Origin of the sequence: Variovorax nitratireducens (genome assembly GCF_051216545.1) — a bacterium.
Taxonomy (GTDB): Bacteria; Pseudomonadota; Gammaproteobacteria; order Burkholderiales; family Burkholderiaceae_C; genus Variovorax.
In genome coordinates this window covers 467,006-484,096 of sequence record NZ_JBPJZO010000001.1, presented here as the reverse complement: position 1 = coordinate 484,096, position 17,091 = coordinate 467,006, and the positions used below count along the sequence as shown (strand labels likewise).

Genomic DNA, 17,091 nt, shown 5'->3' with positions numbered 1-17,091 from the left:
ACCAAGCTATTTCCGGGGGCGCACCCAGTCGGCAAAGCTCACTTGCCGGCCGCGTGCGACGGTCAGCGCGCCGGGTGCGGTCGATTTCGTCACGGTCGAGCCGCCGCCCACCGTGCCGCCTGCGCCGAGGGTGACGGGCGCCACCAGCACGCAGTTGCTGCCCACGTGCACGTCGTCGCCGATGATGGTGCGGTGCTTGTTGGCGCCGTCGTAGTTGGCGGTGATGCTGCCGGCACCGTAGTTCACGCGCGCCCCCACGGTGGCGTCGCCGATGTAGGCCAGGTGGTTCGCCTTGGCGCCCTCGGCCAGGGTGGAATTCTTGATCTCGACGAAATTGCCGATGTGCACTTCGGCGCCGAGCCGGGCGCCGGGGCGCAGCCGGGCAAACGGGCCGATGCGCGAGCCGGCGCCGACCGTCACGCCGGCCTGCTCGCCGTCGATGTGCGTGAACGGATGGATCACCGCGCCGGTCTCGATGCGCGCATTGGCGATCACGCAGTTGGCGCCGACCGTGACGCCGGCACCCAGCGACACCGCGCCTTCGAACACGCAGTTGACGTCGATCTCCACATCCGATTCGCAGACCAGCGTGCCACGCACATCGATGCGCGCCGGATCGGCCAGCCGCACACCCTGCGACATCAGTGCTTCGGCCTGGCGGCGCTGCCAGGCACGCTCGAGCGCGGCGAGCTGGGCCGGGTCGTTCACGCCGGTGACCTGCAGGCGGTCGTCGGTGCGGTGCGCCACCACGGGCACGCCGTCGACGGTGGCCAGCCGCACGATGTCGGTCAGGTAGAACTCGCCCTGGGCATTGCGGTTGTCGAGCCGCGCCAGCCAGGGCTTGAGCAGGCGCACCGGCACCGCCATCACGCCGCTGTAGACCTCCTTGACCGCCCGCTGCGCCTCGTTCGCGTCTTTCTGCTCGACGATCGCCTGTACCGCGTCGCCCTCGCGCAGGATGCGGCCATAGCCGGTGGGGTCGTCGAAATCGATGGTCAGCAGCGCCAGGCGTCGGCCGGCGCTCGCCGCGATCAAGGCCCGCAGGGTGTCTTCACGGATCAGCGGGACATCGCCCGAGAGCACCACCACGATGCCATCGTCGGGCAGCAGCGGCACGGCCTGCTGCACGGCGTGGCCGGTGCCGAGCTGCGGCATCTGGCGCGCGAAACGCGGCGCGCACGGCGCGCCGGCCAGCGCGGCCTCGACCTCGTTGGCGCCATGGCCGGTCACCACCACCACGTGCCGGGCGTTCAGCCGGGCCGCCGTATCGAGCACATGCAACACCAGCGCACGGCCGGCCAAACGGTGCAACACTTTGGGCCAGCTACTCTTCATGCGCGTGCCCTTGCCGGCCGCCATGACGACGATGTCGACCGGCCCCTGGTTGTCTTGCGGAATCTGTGTCATGCGTCTTGTTTCCCGAATGCGTTGTGGCTGCGCCAAGCAGTCGCGAATTATCGGCGTGCTGCTGCTGGCCTCCCTGCTGGCCGCCTGCAGCACGGTCAAGCTGGCCTACAACAACCTGCCGGAGCTGAGCTACTGGTGGCTCGACGGGTATGTCGACTTCGACGGCGCCCAGACACCCCGCATGCGCGACGAGCTCGCGCAGTTGCTGGCCTGGCACCGCCGCAGCGAGCTGCCCAAAGTCACGCGCCTGCTGCAGAAGGCCGAGGCGCTGGCGACCGACGACATCACGCCGGCACAGGTGTGCGAAGTCGGCGACGAGATCCGCGCCCGCCTGCTGGCGGTGGCAGAACGCGCCGAGGCGGCCGGCGCCGAACTCGCGCTGAGCCTCAGCGACGCGCAGCTGCAGCAGCTCGAACGCAAGTACGCCAAAGTCAACGACGAGTACCGCAAAGACTGGCTCGCGCTCAGCACGGCCGGGCAGCAGGACAAGCGCTACGACCGGTTGCTGGAACGCAACGAGGACTTCTACGGCACGCTCGACAAGCCGCAGCGCGAGCTGCTGCGGCAGCAGGTGGCGCAATCGGCGTTCAGCGCGCAGCGTGTCGACGCCGAGCGCCGCAACCGCCAGCAGGAGGCGCTGGCGCTGTTGCGCGGATTCCGGGGCAACCAGACCCCGCCAGCAGAAGTGCGCGCCGCGCTGCGCGCGTATGTCCAGCGCATTGCCGACCCGCCGCCCGGGCCCTGGCGCACCTACCAGCAGTCCATGCTGCAGGAGGGTTGCCGCAACGTCGCGACGCTTCACAACGGCACATCGGCCGCGCAGCGCGAGCGCGCGGTGCGGCGCCTGCAGGCGTACCAAACCGATACGCGGCAACTTGCCTTGGCGCAGTGACGCCGTGGCACGGCCCTTGCGGCCCTTGATTACACTGCCCTCGCCGCAACGTTGCGGCCCCGCCAACCACCCTCCCACCAATGAACATCTCGCTCTGCACGCTCTTCGAGGGCAACTACCACTACGGCGTGGCCGCGTTGGCAAATTCGCTGGTGGCGTCGGGCTACCAGGGCGAACTGTGGGTCGGCTACCGCGGGCCGTTGCCGCGCTGGCTACTCGACGCGCCGGGCTTCGACCCGCAAGTCGGCCACTTTCAGGCGAGCCCCTCGCTGGTATTGCGCTTCGTGGTGCTCGACACGCCACTGCACTTCACCTACTACAAGCCCACTTTCATCGCCGACCTGCTGGCGCAGAACCCGCAGCTCGACACGGTGGCCTACATCGACCCCGATATCGTCGTCAAATGCGACTGGCCGGCACTGGCCGGCTGGTTCCTCGACGGCGGCGTCGCGCTGTGCGAAGACGTCAACTTCCGCTTTCCGGCGCGCCATCCCAAGCGCCTGCTGTGGCGCGAGCACTTCGCGCCGCATGGCTTCGTCGAACGGCGCCCGCTGGATCGGTATTTCAATGCCGGCTTCATCGGCATCCCGCGCAGCAGCATCGCGTTTCTCGACCTGTGGCGTCGCGTCTGCGAGGTGGTGGTGGCTTACAACGGGCCCAAGCTCATCAAGGTGGGGGGCGGCGCGGCATTGTTCAATTCGACCGATCAGGATGCGATGAACTTCGCGCTGACAGCCTGCGACGACAAGCTCAACACTGTAGGCGCAGACGGCATGGATTTCATGCCCGGCGGTTACTACCTGTCGCATGCCATCGGCCCGGCGAAACCCTGGCACGGCGGCCACATCCGGCGCGCACTGCGGGGCTTTCCGCCCTCGCTGCCGGCAAAGGCCTACTTTGCGTTCGCCAACCACCCGATCCGGGTCTTTTCGGACAACGAGCTGGCTCGCCGCAAGCTCACCATGCAGATCGCCGGTGCGATCGGCCGGGTGTACCGGCGCACGTAGTCAGCCGGCGCCCTTGACCGCCGGCGGGGGCGGGGGCGGGGGCGGTGGCGCTGCCGCACGGAACTGCGGCAGCGCCACCGCCAGCAGCAGATATTGGTAGCCGAAATTGGCGAACGCGGTCGCCAGGTTGAACAGCAGCACCGCACGCAGGTCGGCCGCGCCGAACAGCCACAGGTACAGCGCCTGGACCGCCAGCACCAGGGGAATGCTGAAGCTCTGGTTGGCCGTGGTGCCGCGAACCGTCAGCGTGCGAAATGCCATGCCGGCGGCGTTGTTCAGCATCGAGGCCATGAACACGATCCACACGTAGGCCGCCATCGTGCTGTACTGCTTGCCGAGCAGCAGGATCCAGTATTGCGGCAGCCACACGGCGCTTGCCAGCACCAGCGCCATGCAAAGCAGGTACAGCAGGTGCACGCGCACCATCGTCGTGGCCAGGCGCGGGCCGGTCGGCGCCCGCGCAATGGCGGGAAACAGCAATATGTTGGTCATGCGGTCCAGCACCATCAGCACCATCGCGAGCCGCCCGAACGCACCTACTTCGGCCAGCATGTTCGCGGTGCCGAACAGCGACACCAGCAACACGGTGACAACGCCCTGCACCTGGTAGAAGACAGCCGGCAGCACCAGTGGCTTGGCGATGCGCAGCACCTGGGCGTCGACGCGCTTCGCGTCGCCCGCATCGAGCCGCGTTTCCACGATGCCGTGCGTTGCCAGCGCCTGGCGGTACAGCAGCACGCTGACGATGCCCGCGGCCGCCGTCGCGGCCACGATGCCGGTGACCGAATAGGCCGTGATCGGCAACAGCAGCACGAGGCAGACCAACCCCAGCCGCACCGCGGTCGTCTTGAGCCCGATCTTGTTGAGCGTCGGCACGTGGCCGAGGATCAGCAGCACTGCGTTGGCATAGTGTTCGCGCAAGGTGGTCAACACGATCACCACGAACAGCGCGGCCGCGATCCAGTACGCCGCCCCGCCCCAGCTGTGCTCGCGGGTTGTGTAGTAGAGGTAGGGCGCCACGACCAGCACCCCTGCGCCGAGCAATGCCCAGCGCCAATGAAACACGCGCTGGCATGCACCAACCACCCAGGGCACTTCGCGCGCGCGCTGGCCCACCACGGGCAGCGTGCAATGGGCAATGCCAAGGTCGGTGACGCCCAGCAGCAGGGTCATGCACGCCAGCAGGAAGGTGTATTGGGCGTACTGGTCTTTGGGCAAGACATTGACGATCAGCAGGCCGGCCAACCCGCCGGCGATGACGCCCAGGGTCTCAACGCCGCCAACCGCCGCGACCCGGCGCACAAGGGCAAGAACAGTCATTTAGATAAGTGGAGTCGGCCGTGGCGGACGGATCGGCGCGGCATGGTCATCGAGTTTCACCCCGGGGACTATAGGGCCGCGACCTTACCTTTTGACATTTCCGCAACTGAACCGGCACCTGCACTACCCGACTTTGGGCAGGATCACGCCGACGGCGTGCTCTGCTCCGCGAATGTCCCCCGGCCTGCGGCCTCCTCCTTTATTTCGCTGCGCAGAGCACACCATCGACGTGATCCGTCAGAGCGGTGATTCATCGACGAACACGACGCGCCGTCAACTGTGCACAGGGCATCGGGTGCTCCCCGCAGCGAAATAAAGGAGGAGGCGAAGCCGGGGGACATTCGCGGAGGGGAGTACCCGGTGACCTGTGCACACGCCCCGAATGCAGCGCTCCGAATGCAGGCCCCGAATGCACGCGCCCGAGCGCCTCCCCCCAACGCAGGCAGCACCAGACCGCCCCGTGCAACTACGATATCGCCGGCGGAGTTGCCGCCGGCCGAGTTGCGACTCAGCCCCGGCGGTTGCAGCTCAGGCGACGTCCCAGGTGTAGGTGGCGCCGTAACCGTCCCACGGCTCCATCACGATGCGGTCACCGGCCACCACGGCCAGCGACTCGCCGGGCGCCAGCACCAGGTCTTCGCTGGCGTGACGGGCGTTGGCGTCGCGCGTGACCCAGACCCGGCCCTGCCGGATCCGCAGCACACTGGCTTGGGTGGCCTTCAGGCTGGTCGCCTGGCCGGCGGAGAGTTGCCACGCACCCCGACGTGCCGCCGCCGGAATGACGGCCGGACGGGCGGGCAGCGACAGGGACGAGGACGCGGTGCAAACGGCGGTGGACATGATGGACTCCTGAGGTTTCCTTGAATCGCATAAGCACGATTCGGGAATGAATGATCGGCGCTGGCCCGTTGGCAGTCCAATGAAAACGCGGTAGGCTACTGATTCCGTTTCCGCATCAATCACCGTGCAGCATTCCCAGACCCACCTGCGTTCCCGGCCGATTGCGGCCGGCCACCTGCGCGCCTTCGAGGCAGTGGCGCGGCATCTCAACTTCCGGGCCGCCGCCGAAGAGATGGCGCTCACGCAATCGGCCGTAAGCCGCCAGATCCAGTCGCTCGAGGAAGAGGTCGGCGTGCCGCTGTTCCTGCGCCACACCCGGGCGGTCGAGCTCACCAGCGCCGGCGCGCAACTGCTGCTGGCGGTGCAACAGTCGCTGCCGCGGATCGACGGCGCGGTGCGGCAGATCCGCCAGAGCGCGGGCCGCAAGAGCGTGTCGCTCACCACCTTTGCCTCGTTCGCCTCGATGTGGCTGATCCCGCGGCTCGAAGCGTTTCAGCGCGACAACCCCGACATCGACATCCGCATTGACGCCAGCGACGTGGCGATGGATCTGGAAATGGCCGATGTTGACATCGCGCTGCGCTACGGCCCGCCCGAGGCGATGCCGGCCGGCGCGCTGCGCCTGTTCGGCGAGACCTTGACGCCGGTGGCCAGCCCCTGGCTCATCAAGGGCAGCCCGCCGATCCGCAAGCCAGCCGACATCGCGAACTTCACGCTGATCGAGGCCGGCGACGCGCACCGGACGCACCTCGAATGGCTGACCTGGCGGCGCTGGTTCGAGGTCACCGGGCAAAGCCGGGCGCAACCGCCGCGCTGGCTGTACTTCAACTACGCCTACCAGATGGTGCAGGCTGCACTGACCGGCCAGGGCATGGTGCTGGCGCGCAGTTCACTGATCGCCGAGAGCCTGGCCAACGGCGACCTGGTCGAAGTGCTGCCGCAGCACCGCCTGGACTCCCCGATGGCCTACTGGCTGCTGATCGGCCCGCGCAACGCGCTTCGGCCCGAAATCAAGGCGTTCTGCGAGTGGCTGGAGGCGCAGGCCGCTACCACTCGCGAGACGATCGGCGAGGTGCCGGATCCCGACACCGTCGACCACCTGGACTGACCTTCTAGCCGATCGGCCAGACGACGCCGTTGTCGTTGAGGATCGCGTCGAGCGGCACGTCGTGCCCTTCAGGCTCGAAGTCGTCGAGAAAGCCCTGCGTGAAACCCAGCCCCACGGTGAAGGGCTTCGGCTGCAGAGTCGCCAGCGTGCGGTCGTAGAAGCCGCCGCCGTAGCCGAGCCGGTAGCCCCCTGCGCTGTAGCCCAGGCAAGGCACGAACAGCAGCGTCGGCACGATCAGTTCGGTGTCCTTGGGTTTCGGAATGTCGTAGGCGTCGTGCTCCATCGGGCAGCCCGGATACCAGCTGTGAAACGTGAGCGTCTTGTGCTCGCGGTTGACCACTGGCAAGCCGATCCGGCGGCGGTGCGGCTCTTCGAGCAATTCACCGTCTTCCTTCCAGCGATGCAGCGCCGGCAATGGGTCGAACTCGCCCTTGATCGGCCAGTAGGCGCCGATCACCGTATCGGGCCGGCCGACCAGCCAGATCCGCATCACGCGCTGCAGCAGATCGGCGCGTTGCTGCCGGTCGGGCAGCGCCTGGCGCTGCTCGATCAGCGCGGCGCGCAGTTGGCCCTTGAGAAAACTGGCGGTGGCCGAGGTGTCGGCACCCTTTGACTTGTCCATAATCCCCCGATGCAGTTTCGAAGCATTTTGGCACCCCGGCGCTCGCTCCTCTCCATTCTTGTTCTGGCGGCCGCCGCCTTGCTGCAGCCGGCCTGCGCACAGAACCGCAACGACGACGTCCTGTTGCAGATGAAGCAGGCCTTCCAGCGTGGCGACAAGGCGCGCCTGACCGCGCTGCTCCCGCAGGCCCGCGGCCATGCACTCGAGCCCTGGGCCGCGTACTGGGAACTGAAGGCCCGTTTGCAGGAAGCCAGCGCGCAGGAGGTGCAGGATTTCTTCAGCCGCTACGCCGGCACCTACCAGGAAGACCGCCTGCGCAACGACTGGCTGCTGCAGCTCGGCCAGCGCCGCGACTGGGAGGGCTTTGCGAGCCTGCATCCGGCCTACCGCATGGGCGACGACGCCCAGGTGCGCTGCTACGCCGTGCTGGTCGACATGCTGCGCACCGGCAACCCCGGCGCGGCCCATGCCGACGAAGTGCGGCGCAACTGGTTCGCGCAGCGCGACAACGACGACGGCTGCATGACCGCGGCCGACCGCCTGGTGTCGGCCCGCATGCTCTCGCCCAACGACGTCTGGAAAAAGGCCCGTCTCGCGATCGAGGCGAACCGGCCGCAGGCCGCGCGCGGCGCGGTGACCATCGCCGCGCCGGACGCGGTGGCGCTGTTTGACGAAGTCAATGCCAGCGCGCCCAAATTCCTGCTCGGCCGCGCCTTCGTGGCCGCCAAGTCGCGCAAGGAGCTGGTGGTGCTGGCGCTGATCAAGATCGCCATCGCCGACCCCGAGCAGGCCGCCACCCAGCTCGACAGCAAGTGGGGGCCGATGCTCTCGCCGGAGGAGCGCAACTGGGTCTGGGGCGTCATTGGCCGGCAAGCCGCCGGCAAGCTGTCTCCGCAGGCGATGGGTTACTACGCCAACGTCACGAAAAACAGCGACCTGTCGGACGACATGCTCGGCTGGAAAACCCGCGCCGCCCTGCGCGCCGGCGACTGGAAAGAGGTGCAGGCCGCCACCGGCGCGATGAGTGCCGAGGGCAAGCAGGATCCGACCTGGATCTACTGGCGTGCCCGCTCGCTGCAGGTCGCCGGTGGCGACGAGCGCAAGGCCGAGGCGCGTCGCCTGTTCGAAAGCATCGCCAGCACGCGCGGCTTCTACGAGTTGCTGGCCCTCGAAGAACTGGGCCAGCGCGCATCGATGCCGACCCGGCCCGCGCCACTGACCGCCGAGGAAAAAGACGCTGCACGCAGCAACCCGGGGCTCAACCGCGCCCTCTACGCCATCGCGATCGGCCTGCGCCCCGAAGGCACGCGCGAGTGGAACTACGCCACCAACCTTCACGACAAGGGCGGCATGGACGACCGGGGCCTGCTGGCCGCGGCCGACTTCGCCTGCCAGCGCGAGGTGTGGGATCGCTGCATCAACACCAGCGAGCGCACCAAGGGCGTGATCGACCCCGAACAGCGCTTCCCGATGCCCTACCACGACGCGGTGCTGCGCAAGAGCCAGGACATCGGGCTCGACCCGGCCTACGTCTACGGGCTGATCCGGCAGGAAAGCCGCTTCATCATGGACGCGCGCTCCGGCGTCGGTGCGTCCGGCCTGATGCAGGTGATGCCCGCGACCGCCAAATGGACCGCCAACAAGATCGGCATGGCCGGCTTCACGCCAAACCAGATCAACGACCGCGACACCAACATCACCATCGGCACCAGCTACCTCAAGCTGGCGCTCGACGACTTCGACGGCTCCATGCCGCTGGCCGCGGCGGCCTACAACGCCGGCCCGGGCCGCCCGCGCAACTGGCGCAACGGGCCGGTGGTCGAGGCTGCGATCTGGGCCGAGAACGTGCCCTTCACCGAAACACGCGACTACGTGAAAAAGGTGCTGGCCAACACCACCAATTACGCGGCCATCATCACCGGCCAGCCGCAGTCGCTGAAGGCACGGCTCGGCATGGTCGGGCCGCGCGATGCGCGCATTCCGGAAGTCAACAAAGACCTGCCTTGAGCTGAGTTGCCGAGCGCGCAATGGCCTCTGCCTGGAACACGATCACCGAAACCGTTGCGGCCGAGTTTTCGGACGTCACGGATCTTGCGCAGCTGACCCGCATCGGCGTGCGGCTCACGCTGGCTGCGCTGCTCGGCTTCGTGCTGGGTTTCGAGCGCGAGCAGCAGGGCAAGGCGGCGGGCGTGCGCACCCACATGCTGGTGGCGATCGGCTCCGCGATGTTCGTGCTGGTCCCGCAGCAGACCGGCATCGTGCCGGCCGACATGAGCCGTGTGATCCAGGGGCTGATCGCCGGCGTCGGCTTCCTGTGCGCCGGCACCATCCTCAAGCAGGGCAAGGACGAGCAGCAGGTGCAGGGGCTCACCACCGCGGCCGGCCTGTGGATGACGGCCGCCATCGGCATGGCCTGCGGGCTCGGCCGTGAATCGACGGCCGTGCTCAGCACGCTGCTGGCGCTGGTGGTGCTGGCCCTCGTGCCGCGGCTGGTCAGTCTGATCGAGCGCGCACTGGGCCAGCCAGCCGACAAGCGCTGACGCGCTCCGCCGCATCAATTCCACGCATTTTTGGCATCAACGCCTGCCGCCCGGGCCGCTAGCATCGCTGGCTCTGCAATCGAATGGATGATGGGAAATGCGCAAGCTCTATGTCGGCAACAAGAACTATTCGTCGTGGTCAATGCGGGCCTGGGTGCTGATGAAACAGGCCGGCATCGACTTCGAGGAAGTCATGGTGCCCTTCGGAGTCGATGCGTTTTCAGCCGGCTCCCGGTTCAAGCGCACCATCGGCGCGCTGAACCCGAACGGCCTCGTGCCCGTGCTGGTGGACGACGGCCTCATCGTCTGGGACACGCTGGCCATTGCCGAATACCTGGCTGAAACCTGCCCCGACGCGCAGCTCTGGCCGGCCGACCGCGCGCAACGCGCCCGGGCGCGCAGCATCTGCGCCGAGATGCACGCGGGTTTTGGCGCGCTCCGTTCGGCTTGCATGATGAACATCGAGGCCGACCTGGCAACCCAGGGCGCGCTGATCTGGCGCGACAACGCCGGCGTGCGGGCCGACGTCGCCCGCATCGTCTCGATGTGGAGCGAACTGCTCGCCGAGCATGCCGCCAGCCATGCCGACGGCATGCTGTTCGGCCGCTTCAGCGTGGCTGACGCCTACTACGCGCCGGTGGTGATGCGGCTCACGCGCTATGCGTTGCCGGTGCCGGCCGACGTGGCGGCCTACGTGAAGCGCGTCGAGGCGCTGCCCGGCGTCAAGGCCTGGGTCGACGGCGCGCTGGCCGAGCGCGACTTCCTGGCTTTCGAGGAACCGTACCGCCTGGGCCGCTGACCGGGGCCTGTTCTGAGCTACTCAGGGACGTACTTGTTGCCTGCCGCCTTGTAGCGCTCGACGGCGCGCTTCAGGTCGGTGTGCTCCTCGCAGGGGAAAAAGCAGGCCTTGTTGAGCGCGGCCAGCCGCTCCTCGGCCTTCTGCAGGTCGCCGGTCATGAGATACAGCTCGCCCGAGTATTCGAGCGCACCGCGGTGTTTCGGGTCGATGCGCAGGGCCAGGTTGTAGTAGCGCTCGGCCGCGGCGTAGTCGGGCGTGGCGGACTTGCGCAGGCTGTAGCCCATCAGGTTGTTCCAGTCGGCGCTGCTCACGTCGTTGATGTTCTTCAGCTCCTGGATGGCCTCGCTCCAGTTGCGCTGTGCGATCTGCGCCTTGACCGGGGCAAGCTTGTCGGTGCCGGGCGCCGCGGGCGTCTCGGCAGCAAAGCCGGGCTGATGCAGCGCCAGCGCAACCAATGCGGCCAGCGCCGCGTGGGGAAGTTTCATGCTGCGCGCTCCTTTGTCACAGACGCCAGTGAAGTACTTTTGCGCCGGCCGGTCAATCCACCGGATGGCCGGCCCGCCGATGCGCGCCCCTACACTGCGCCCATGAAAACCTACCTTGTCGGCGGTGCGCTGCGCGACCGTCTGCTCGGCCTGCCGGTATCGGATCGCGACTGGCTCGTGGTCGGCGCCACGCCTGAAGAAATGGTGCAGCGCGGCTATCTGCCGGTGGGACGCGACTTTCCGGTGTTTCTGCATCCGAAAACGCGCGAAGAATACGCGCTGGCGCGCACCGAGCGCAAGAGCGCGCCGGGCTACCGCGGCTTCACCATTCATGCTGCGCCCGACGTCACGCTGGAGCAGGATCTGGCACGGCGCGACCTCACCATCAATTCGATCGCACTCCCGGCCGAGTTGGCGGGCGACGGAAACCAGTTTTCATTGCGTCCCGAGGCACTGGTCGACCCGTTCCATGGCCAGCGCGACCTGCGCGACAAGGTGCTGCGCCATGTGACCGACGCATTCCGCGAAGACCCGGTGCGCATCCTGCGCGTGGCGCGCTTCGCTGCGCGCTTTCACCAGTTCGGCGTCGCGCCCGAAACCATGGCGCTGATGGGCGAGATGGTCGACGCCGGCGAGGTCGATGCACTGGTGCCCGAACGCGTCTGGCAGGAGCTCGCACGCGGGCTGATGGAGGCGCGGCCGTCGCGCATGTTCGCGGTGCTGCAGGACTGCGGTGCGCTCGCGCGGCTGCTGCCGGAACTCGCCCCCGCCGCGGCCCGCATGGAGGCGCTCGACCGCGCCGCGCAGATCGGCGTTCCGCTGCCGGTGCGCTTTGCCTGCCTCATGCGCGGCCTCGGGCCGGCGCTGCCCGCGCTGTGCGAGCGCTGGCGCGTGCCGATCGAAGAGCGCGATCTGGCGCTGCTGGTCGACCGGGAAGGCCGCCGCATCGATGCAGCCACCGAACTGGACGCCGCGCAAATGATGGATCTGCTGGAGCGTTGCGATGCCATCCGCAAGCCGCAGCGCTTCGAGCAGGCCCTGCTGGCCTGCGAGTGCGAAGTGTCCGGCGAGCGCGCCGGCGGCTATGCACCGCGCCCCCGCCTCGCCGCAGCACTGGCCGCCGCCAAGGCAGTTGCTACGGATTCGATAGCACGAGACGCCCAGCTGGCCGGTGCGACCGGCCCGAAAATCGGGGAAGCCATCCGTGCCGCGCGGGTCGAGGCGGTGGCGTCGATCACGCGCGCCTGATTACCGGCATTGGCCGACAGCGGCATGCCTGGCGGGGAGGTATGGTTGGAGTCTCATGCAGACCCCCCCCCGCCTTACCCCCGACGCCGCCCTTTTTCTCGACTTCGACGGCACCCTGGTCGCCCTGGCCGAAACCCCCGAAGCGATCGAGATTCCACCGGCACTGGTCGCGTTGCTCGGTGATCTTCACGCCTTGCTCGGCGGCGCCGTCGCCGTCGTGTCGGGCCGGCAGATCGATTCGATCGACCGCTATCTGGCACCGCTGCGCCTGCCGGCCGCGGGCGAGCACGGTGTGCAGCGGCGCGACGCCGAAGGTCATATGCAGGAGCAGCGCCCACCCGACCTCGTGGCGGTGCTCGAGGCAGCCAACGAACTCGCCGGCGCGCACCCGGGCCTGCTGGTGGAACGCAAGCACGCCGCCATTGCGCTGCACTACCGGCTCGCGCCCCATCTCGAAGCCGTCTGCCGCGAGACCATGTCGCGCGTGATCGTCGGGCAGCCCCAGTTCGAGCTGCTGCACGGCAAGTTCGTGTTCGAAGTCAAGCCGGCCGGTGTGAACAAGGGCATCGCGATCGACGCCTTCCTGCGCGAGCCGCCGTTCGCCGGACGCATGCCGGTGTTCGCAGGCGACGACACCACCGACGAAACCGGCTTTGCCGTAGTGCAGCCGCGCGGCGGCGTGGCCATCAAGGTCGGCAGCGGGCCGAGCCTTGCGGTGCACCGGCTCGAATCGCCCCGCGCGGTGTTCGAGTGGCTGGTGGAGGCGCGCGACCTGCTCGCGGCCGGGCCGCGGCCCGCGGCCGAGGGCACGCTGGCATGAGCCGGCTGGTCGTCGTTTCCAACCGCGTGGCCGATCCCCGCAAGCAAGCCGCCGGCGGGCTGGCAGTGGCGCTCGGCGAAACGCTGCAGCAGACCGGTGGCCTCTGGTTCGGCTGGAGCGGCACGGTGATCGAAGGCGGGCCCGCCGGCGAAGGCGAACTGCACAAGCAACAGGCCGGAAAAGTGACGCTGGCCACGCTCGACCTGAGCCGCGAAGACCACGACAGCTACTACCTCGGCTACAGCAACGACGTGCTGTGGCCGGTCTTCCACAACCGGCTAGACCTGGCCAGGTTCGAGGCCGGCTTCATCGGCGGCTACCGACGCGCCAACCAGTTGTTTGCGCGCAAGCTGCTGCCGCTGCTGAAGGAAGACGACATCATCTGGGTGCACGACTACCACCTGATCCCGCTGGCAGCCGAGCTGCGCGCGATGGGGTGCCGCCAGCGCATCGGCTTCTTCCTGCACATTCCGCTGCCACCGCAGATCATCATGGCGGCGATTCCGCAGCACGAGTGGCTCACCCGCTCGCTGTTCGCCTACGACCTGATCGGGCTGCAGGCGCGCCAGGACCAGGAGCACTTCGAGCGCTACGTGCTGAGCGAGGCCCATGGCGAGGCGCTCGGCAACGACATGTACCGCGCGTACGGGCAGACGGTGCGCTGCGGCGCGTTTCCGATTGGCATCGACGTCGACGAGTTCGCCGCGCTCACGCACGCGAAGGAAGCGCGCGACATGTACGACACCATGAAGCGCGAATACTCGACCCGGCGGCTGCTGCTCGGCATCGACCGCCTCGACTATTCAAAGGGCATCCCGAACCGGGTGCGCGCGTTTCGCGAACTGCTGGCGCACTACCCCGAGAACCGGCGCAGCGCGACGCTGATCCAGATCGCCTCGCCGACGCGCGAGACGGTCGATGCGTATGGCGACATCCGGCGCGAGCTCGAATCGCTGTGCGGCGCGATCAACGGCGACTACGGCGAGCTCGACTGGATGCCGGTGCGCTACATCCACCGCAACGTGGCACGCAAGCGCGTACCCGGCCTGTGCCGCGTGGCCGCCGTGGGCCTGGTGACGCCGCTGCGCGACGGCATGAACCTGGTGGCCAAGGAATACATCGCGGCGCAAGACCCGGCCGACCCCGGCGTGCTGGTGCTGTCGCGCTTTGCCGGCGCCGCCGAGCAGCTGAAAGAGGCGCTGCTGGTCAACCCCTACGACACCCACGGCACGGCCGAGGTGATGCAGCAGGCGCTGCAGATGCCGCTGGAAGAAAGGCGCCACCGGCACCAGAAGCTGCTGCAGGGCATTCGCGACCAGGACGTCCACTGGTGGCGCCGCACCTTCCTGCAGGCGCTCAGCGAGGCCACGCCGCCTGGCGACTGACGACGACGTCGGCGGTGATCTCGATGCTGCTGCAGCGTGATAGCCGCTGGCTCACCGGCCAGCAGATCGGTGTGTGCGGCGGCATGTTCCGGTGACCGGAAAGCTCAATCCAGCAGCGCCAGCGCCGCGTAGTCGCCCACCTTGTCACCCAGCCCCGCAGGCGCCAGCGTGACGCCCGCCGTCAACGAGGGCAGCCTGCCATCGATCTGCGCCTGCAGCCGTGGCAGCAGGAATTCGCGGTTATTCCAAAACACGCTGCCGCCCAGGCTGATGCGCTCCAGATCGAGCGTGGCGACCAGGTTGTAGAGCATGCGGCCCATGGTGCGGCAGAGCGCGTCGACCCGCGCCAGCGCTGCCGCATCGCCGGCCGCCGCCGCAGCGAACAGCGCCTCGGCCGGCTGCCCGAAGCGGCGTGCAATCGCGTTGCCCGCGGTCAGTCCCTCGACGTCGCCCACGTTGCCGCAGCCGCACAGCGCATTGCTGTCGTCGTCGACCACGAAGGTGTGGCCGGCATGGCCGGCATTGCCGTTCTTGCCGTGCAGCACGCGCCCGTCGACGCACAGGCCGACGCCGATGCCGGTGCTCCAGGTGACGTAGGCGCAATGGCCAACGCCCTGGAGCGCGCCCCAGCGGCGCTCGGCCTCGAGCGCGCCGACGGCATCGTTCTCGACGCGCACTTCGTCGAAGCGCGCGGCCAGCGGTGCCTCGACGGGTGCGGTCATCCAGTCGTTGGGCAAGCCGCGCGCCGGGCCAGCGAGGCCGCCGCAGATGTTGGGCGTGGCGAGTTCGATCGCACCGGCGTTCAGCACGAACGGCCCGGCCGACGACACGCCGACGCGCCGCACCGCCTCGGGCGCGATCTTCTGCTCGGCACAGACCTCGTCGACCATGCGCAGGATCTGCCGTGCGACCGCGAAGTTGTCGCCGGTCTTGGCGGTCGGCTCGCTGCGGCGGCCGAGCAAGGGCCGGGCGCTGCCGTCCAGCGAGTGGCCGTCGGCCGCCAGGCTCACGGCAAGCTTGGTGCCGCCGATGTCGACGCAGGCTCTCATTTCTTGTCTGTCCTTGTGATTGTCAGATCCATCGCGCGATCAATGCTGCGATCATGCTGAGCACCAGCGTGCTCGCGATCGGGAGTTGCCAGTTGCGCCCGAAGGCGCGGAATTCGAAGTCGCCGGGCAGGCGTCCGAAGCCGTAGCGGCGCAGGAATTCGGTGAGCCCGCTCATGAGCACCAGCGCGAGCACGACGACGATGAGCCAGCGGATCATTCGCGCAGCAGTTCGAGCGCGGCGCGGTGCAGCGCGGGCGTGGCGGCGGCGACGACGCGGCCATCGGAATTCAGACCCAGCGGCTGGCCCTGCCAGTCGGTGATGACGCCGCCCGCCGCTTCGATCAGCCCGGTCGGGCCGAGGTAGTCGTAGGGTTGCAGGCCGGCCTCGACCACCAGGTCGATGGTGCCGCCGGCCAGCTGGGCATAGCCATAGCAATCGCCGCCGAAGCGGCGCATCGCGCAGCGGCGACTCAGCCGGTCGAAGGCATGCCAGTCGGCCGGCGCAAAGATGTCGGGCGAGGTGGTGACGATGCGGGCCAGGGCCACTTCTGCGCAGGCGCTCACGCGCACGGCCTCGCCGTTGCGGTGCGCGCCGATGCCGGCCTGGCCGACCCAGCGCTCGGCGAGCACCGGCATGTCGACGATGCCGAGCGTCACGCGTCCGCCCTCGAGCAGACCGATCAGCGTGCCCCAGAGCGGCGAACCGGTGATGAAGCTGCGGGTGCCGTCGATCGGGTCGAGCACCCAGATGCGCGCGGCATCGAGTCGCTCGCGCCCGTGCTCCTCGCCGTAGATGCCATCGGCCGGGCACTGCGCGCCGAGGATGTCGCGCATGGCCGTTTCGGCCGCGCGGTCGGCCAGCGTGACCGGGCTTTCGTCGGCCTTGGTGATGATGTCGAGCGGCGTGCGAAACCAGCGCATCGACTCCGCCGACGCGGCATCGGCCAGGGCCCGCGCGATGCGCAGCGATTCTTCGGAGCGTGTGGAACTCATGGCGGGCAAAAGCAGAACAAGACGGCATTAGAACCGAGCCGGCTTGCCCTGCTGCAGGGCGCTCGCCGGTTGGCCGCCGGATTGACAGCCGCCGTGGCGCCCGCCTAGCATCCGGCCCGTATACGCCCAGCGCCGACCCCCGGCCCGCGGCACGGAGTTGGCATGGTGTTGGGTGGGTCGATGTTTCGCGCGTTCTTTCGCAACGCCTGTTTCGTGCTTTTTCTGCTGGCGGGCGCTGCCGGACTGGCCGGCGCCACGCCCTCGGCGAGCGAAGACAAGCTCATAGAGAACCTGATCCAGCGGGTGGCTGCCCGGCCCAACCTGGTCTTCCTGCGCAATGGCAACGAATACAGCGCGGCCGACGCGGCCAAGCACATGCGTGAGAAGTACGAGTACTTCAAGCAGGAGATCATCACCGCGGAAGACTTCATCCTGCGCTGCGGAACCCGGTCGGAGATGACCAAGGTGGCCTACAAGGTCAAGCTTTCGGGCGGCGATGCAGTGCGCGAATCGAGCGACTTCCTGCACGAGGAATTGCGCGCCCTGCGCCAGCGCTGACGCGCACCCCAGGTGTCG

General features: G+C 68.4%; 18 protein-coding genes. 10 read left to right on the top strand and 8 right to left on the bottom strand.

The window, feature by feature from the left end:
• Positions 1–6: 6 nt before the first annotated feature.
• The gene (gene glmU / locus ACSFA8_RS02260) at positions 7–1,407 is read right to left on the bottom strand and encodes a bifunctional UDP-N-acetylglucosamine diphosphorylase/glucosamine-1-phosphate N-acetyltransferase GlmU (RefSeq protein WP_435477896.1); all 1,401 of its coding nucleotides are present in this window, start codon (positions 1,405–1,407) and stop codon (positions 7–9) included.
• Here glmU and ACSFA8_RS02255 point away from each other — a divergent pair.
• Entirely contained in the window at positions 1,406–2,299 is an 894-nt protein-coding gene (locus ACSFA8_RS02255) for a DUF6279 family lipoprotein (protein WP_435477895.1), read from the top strand. The genes glmU and ACSFA8_RS02255 overlap by 2 nt on opposite strands.
• Positions 2,300–2,379: 80 nt before the next feature.
• Entirely contained in the window at positions 2,380–3,306 is a 927-nt protein-coding gene (locus tag ACSFA8_RS02250; protein WP_435477894.1) for a glycosyltransferase family protein, read from the top strand.
• Here ACSFA8_RS02250 and ACSFA8_RS02245 read toward each other — a convergent pair whose 3' ends face one another.
• Entirely contained in the window at positions 3,307–4,626 is a 1,320-nt protein-coding gene (locus tag ACSFA8_RS02245) for a hypothetical protein (RefSeq protein ID WP_435477893.1), read from the bottom strand.
• A 528-nt stretch (positions 4,627–5,154) separates the two neighbouring features.
• Positions 5,155–5,466, bottom strand: a complete 312-nt coding sequence (locus ACSFA8_RS02240; RefSeq protein WP_435477892.1) for a DUF2917 domain-containing protein — start codon at positions 5,464–5,466, stop codon at positions 5,155–5,157.
• Positions 5,467–5,590: 124 nt separating this feature from the next.
• Between ACSFA8_RS02240 and ACSFA8_RS02235 the strand changes: the two genes are divergently transcribed.
• Entirely contained in the window at positions 5,591–6,574 is a 984-nt protein-coding gene (locus tag ACSFA8_RS02235; protein WP_435477891.1) for a LysR substrate-binding domain-containing protein, read from the top strand.
• A gap of 4 nt (positions 6,575–6,578) precedes the next feature.
• Here the strand turns inward: ACSFA8_RS02235 and ACSFA8_RS02230 are convergent, their stop codons facing one another.
• A complete protein-coding gene (locus ACSFA8_RS02230; protein ID WP_435477890.1) occupies positions 6,579–7,196 on the bottom strand; it encodes a 5-formyltetrahydrofolate cyclo-ligase in 618 nt (205 codons plus the stop codon).
• A gap of 9 nt (positions 7,197–7,205) precedes the next feature.
• On the opposite strand from ACSFA8_RS02230, the gene ACSFA8_RS02225 reads away from it, so the two are divergent.
• From ACSFA8_RS02225 to ACSFA8_RS02215, 3 genes are all read left to right on the top strand, one after another.
• Positions 7,206–9,203: a lytic transglycosylase domain-containing protein gene (locus ACSFA8_RS02225; protein WP_435477889.1), complete on the top strand. Its 1,998-nt coding sequence runs from the start codon at positions 7,206–7,208 to the stop codon at positions 9,201–9,203.
• Positions 9,204–9,223: 20 nt separating this feature from the next.
• Positions 9,224–9,736, top strand: a complete 513-nt coding sequence (locus ACSFA8_RS02220; protein WP_435477888.1) for an MgtC/SapB family protein — start codon at positions 9,224–9,226, stop codon at positions 9,734–9,736.
• Positions 9,737–9,833: 97 nt separating this feature from the next.
• Entirely contained in the window at positions 9,834–10,535 is a 702-nt protein-coding gene (locus ACSFA8_RS02215) for a glutathione S-transferase family protein (RefSeq protein ID WP_435477887.1), read from the top strand.
• A gap of 17 nt (positions 10,536–10,552) precedes the next feature.
• Here the strand turns inward: ACSFA8_RS02215 and ACSFA8_RS02210 are convergent, their stop codons facing one another.
• Complete coding sequence (locus ACSFA8_RS02210; protein ID WP_435477886.1) at positions 10,553–11,020, bottom strand: tetratricopeptide repeat protein; 468 nt, start codon at positions 11,018–11,020, stop codon at positions 10,553–10,555.
• Positions 11,021–11,122: 102 nt separating this feature from the next.
• On the opposite strand from ACSFA8_RS02210, the gene ACSFA8_RS02205 reads away from it, so the two are divergent.
• The 3 genes from ACSFA8_RS02205 to otsA are packed head-to-tail and all read left to right on the top strand — an operon-like array spanning position 11,123 to position 14,473.
• Entirely contained in the window at positions 11,123–12,268 is a 1,146-nt protein-coding gene (locus ACSFA8_RS02205) for a tRNA nucleotidyltransferase/poly(A) polymerase-related protein (protein WP_435477885.1), read from the top strand.
• Between the two features lie 55 nt (positions 12,269–12,323).
• Entirely contained in the window at positions 12,324–13,088 is a 765-nt protein-coding gene (gene otsB, locus ACSFA8_RS02200; RefSeq protein WP_435477884.1) for a trehalose-phosphatase, read from the top strand.
• Positions 13,085–14,473, top strand: a complete 1,389-nt coding sequence (gene otsA, locus ACSFA8_RS02195; RefSeq protein WP_435477883.1) for an alpha,alpha-trehalose-phosphate synthase (UDP-forming) — start codon at positions 13,085–13,087, stop codon at positions 14,471–14,473. The genes otsB and otsA overlap by 4 nt, the downstream gene beginning before the upstream one ends.
• Positions 14,474–14,577: 104 nt before the next feature.
• Here the strand turns inward: otsA and ACSFA8_RS02190 are convergent, their stop codons facing one another.
• The 3 genes from ACSFA8_RS02190 to hisN are packed head-to-tail and all read right to left on the bottom strand — an operon-like array spanning position 14,578 to position 16,515.
• Positions 14,578–15,522 carry an ROK family protein gene (locus ACSFA8_RS02190; RefSeq protein WP_435477882.1) on the bottom strand — a complete coding sequence of 315 codons (945 nt, stop codon included), beginning with the start codon at positions 15,520–15,522 and terminating at the stop codon, positions 14,578–14,580.
• A 22-nt stretch (positions 15,523–15,544) separates the two neighbouring features.
• Positions 15,545–15,739, bottom strand: a complete 195-nt coding sequence (locus ACSFA8_RS02185; protein ID WP_286541748.1) for a DUF2905 domain-containing protein — start codon at positions 15,737–15,739, stop codon at positions 15,545–15,547.
• Entirely contained in the window at positions 15,736–16,515 is a 780-nt protein-coding gene (gene hisN, locus ACSFA8_RS02180; protein ID WP_435477881.1) for a histidinol-phosphatase, read from the bottom strand. Before hisN ends, ACSFA8_RS02185 begins: the two co-directional genes overlap by 4 nt.
• A gap of 162 nt (positions 16,516–16,677) precedes the next feature.
• On the opposite strand from hisN, the gene ACSFA8_RS02175 reads away from it, so the two are divergent.
• Complete coding sequence (locus ACSFA8_RS02175; RefSeq protein WP_435477880.1) at positions 16,678–17,073, top strand: DUF5329 family protein; 396 nt, start codon at positions 16,678–16,680, stop codon at positions 17,071–17,073.
• Positions 17,074–17,091 lie beyond the last annotated feature (18 nt).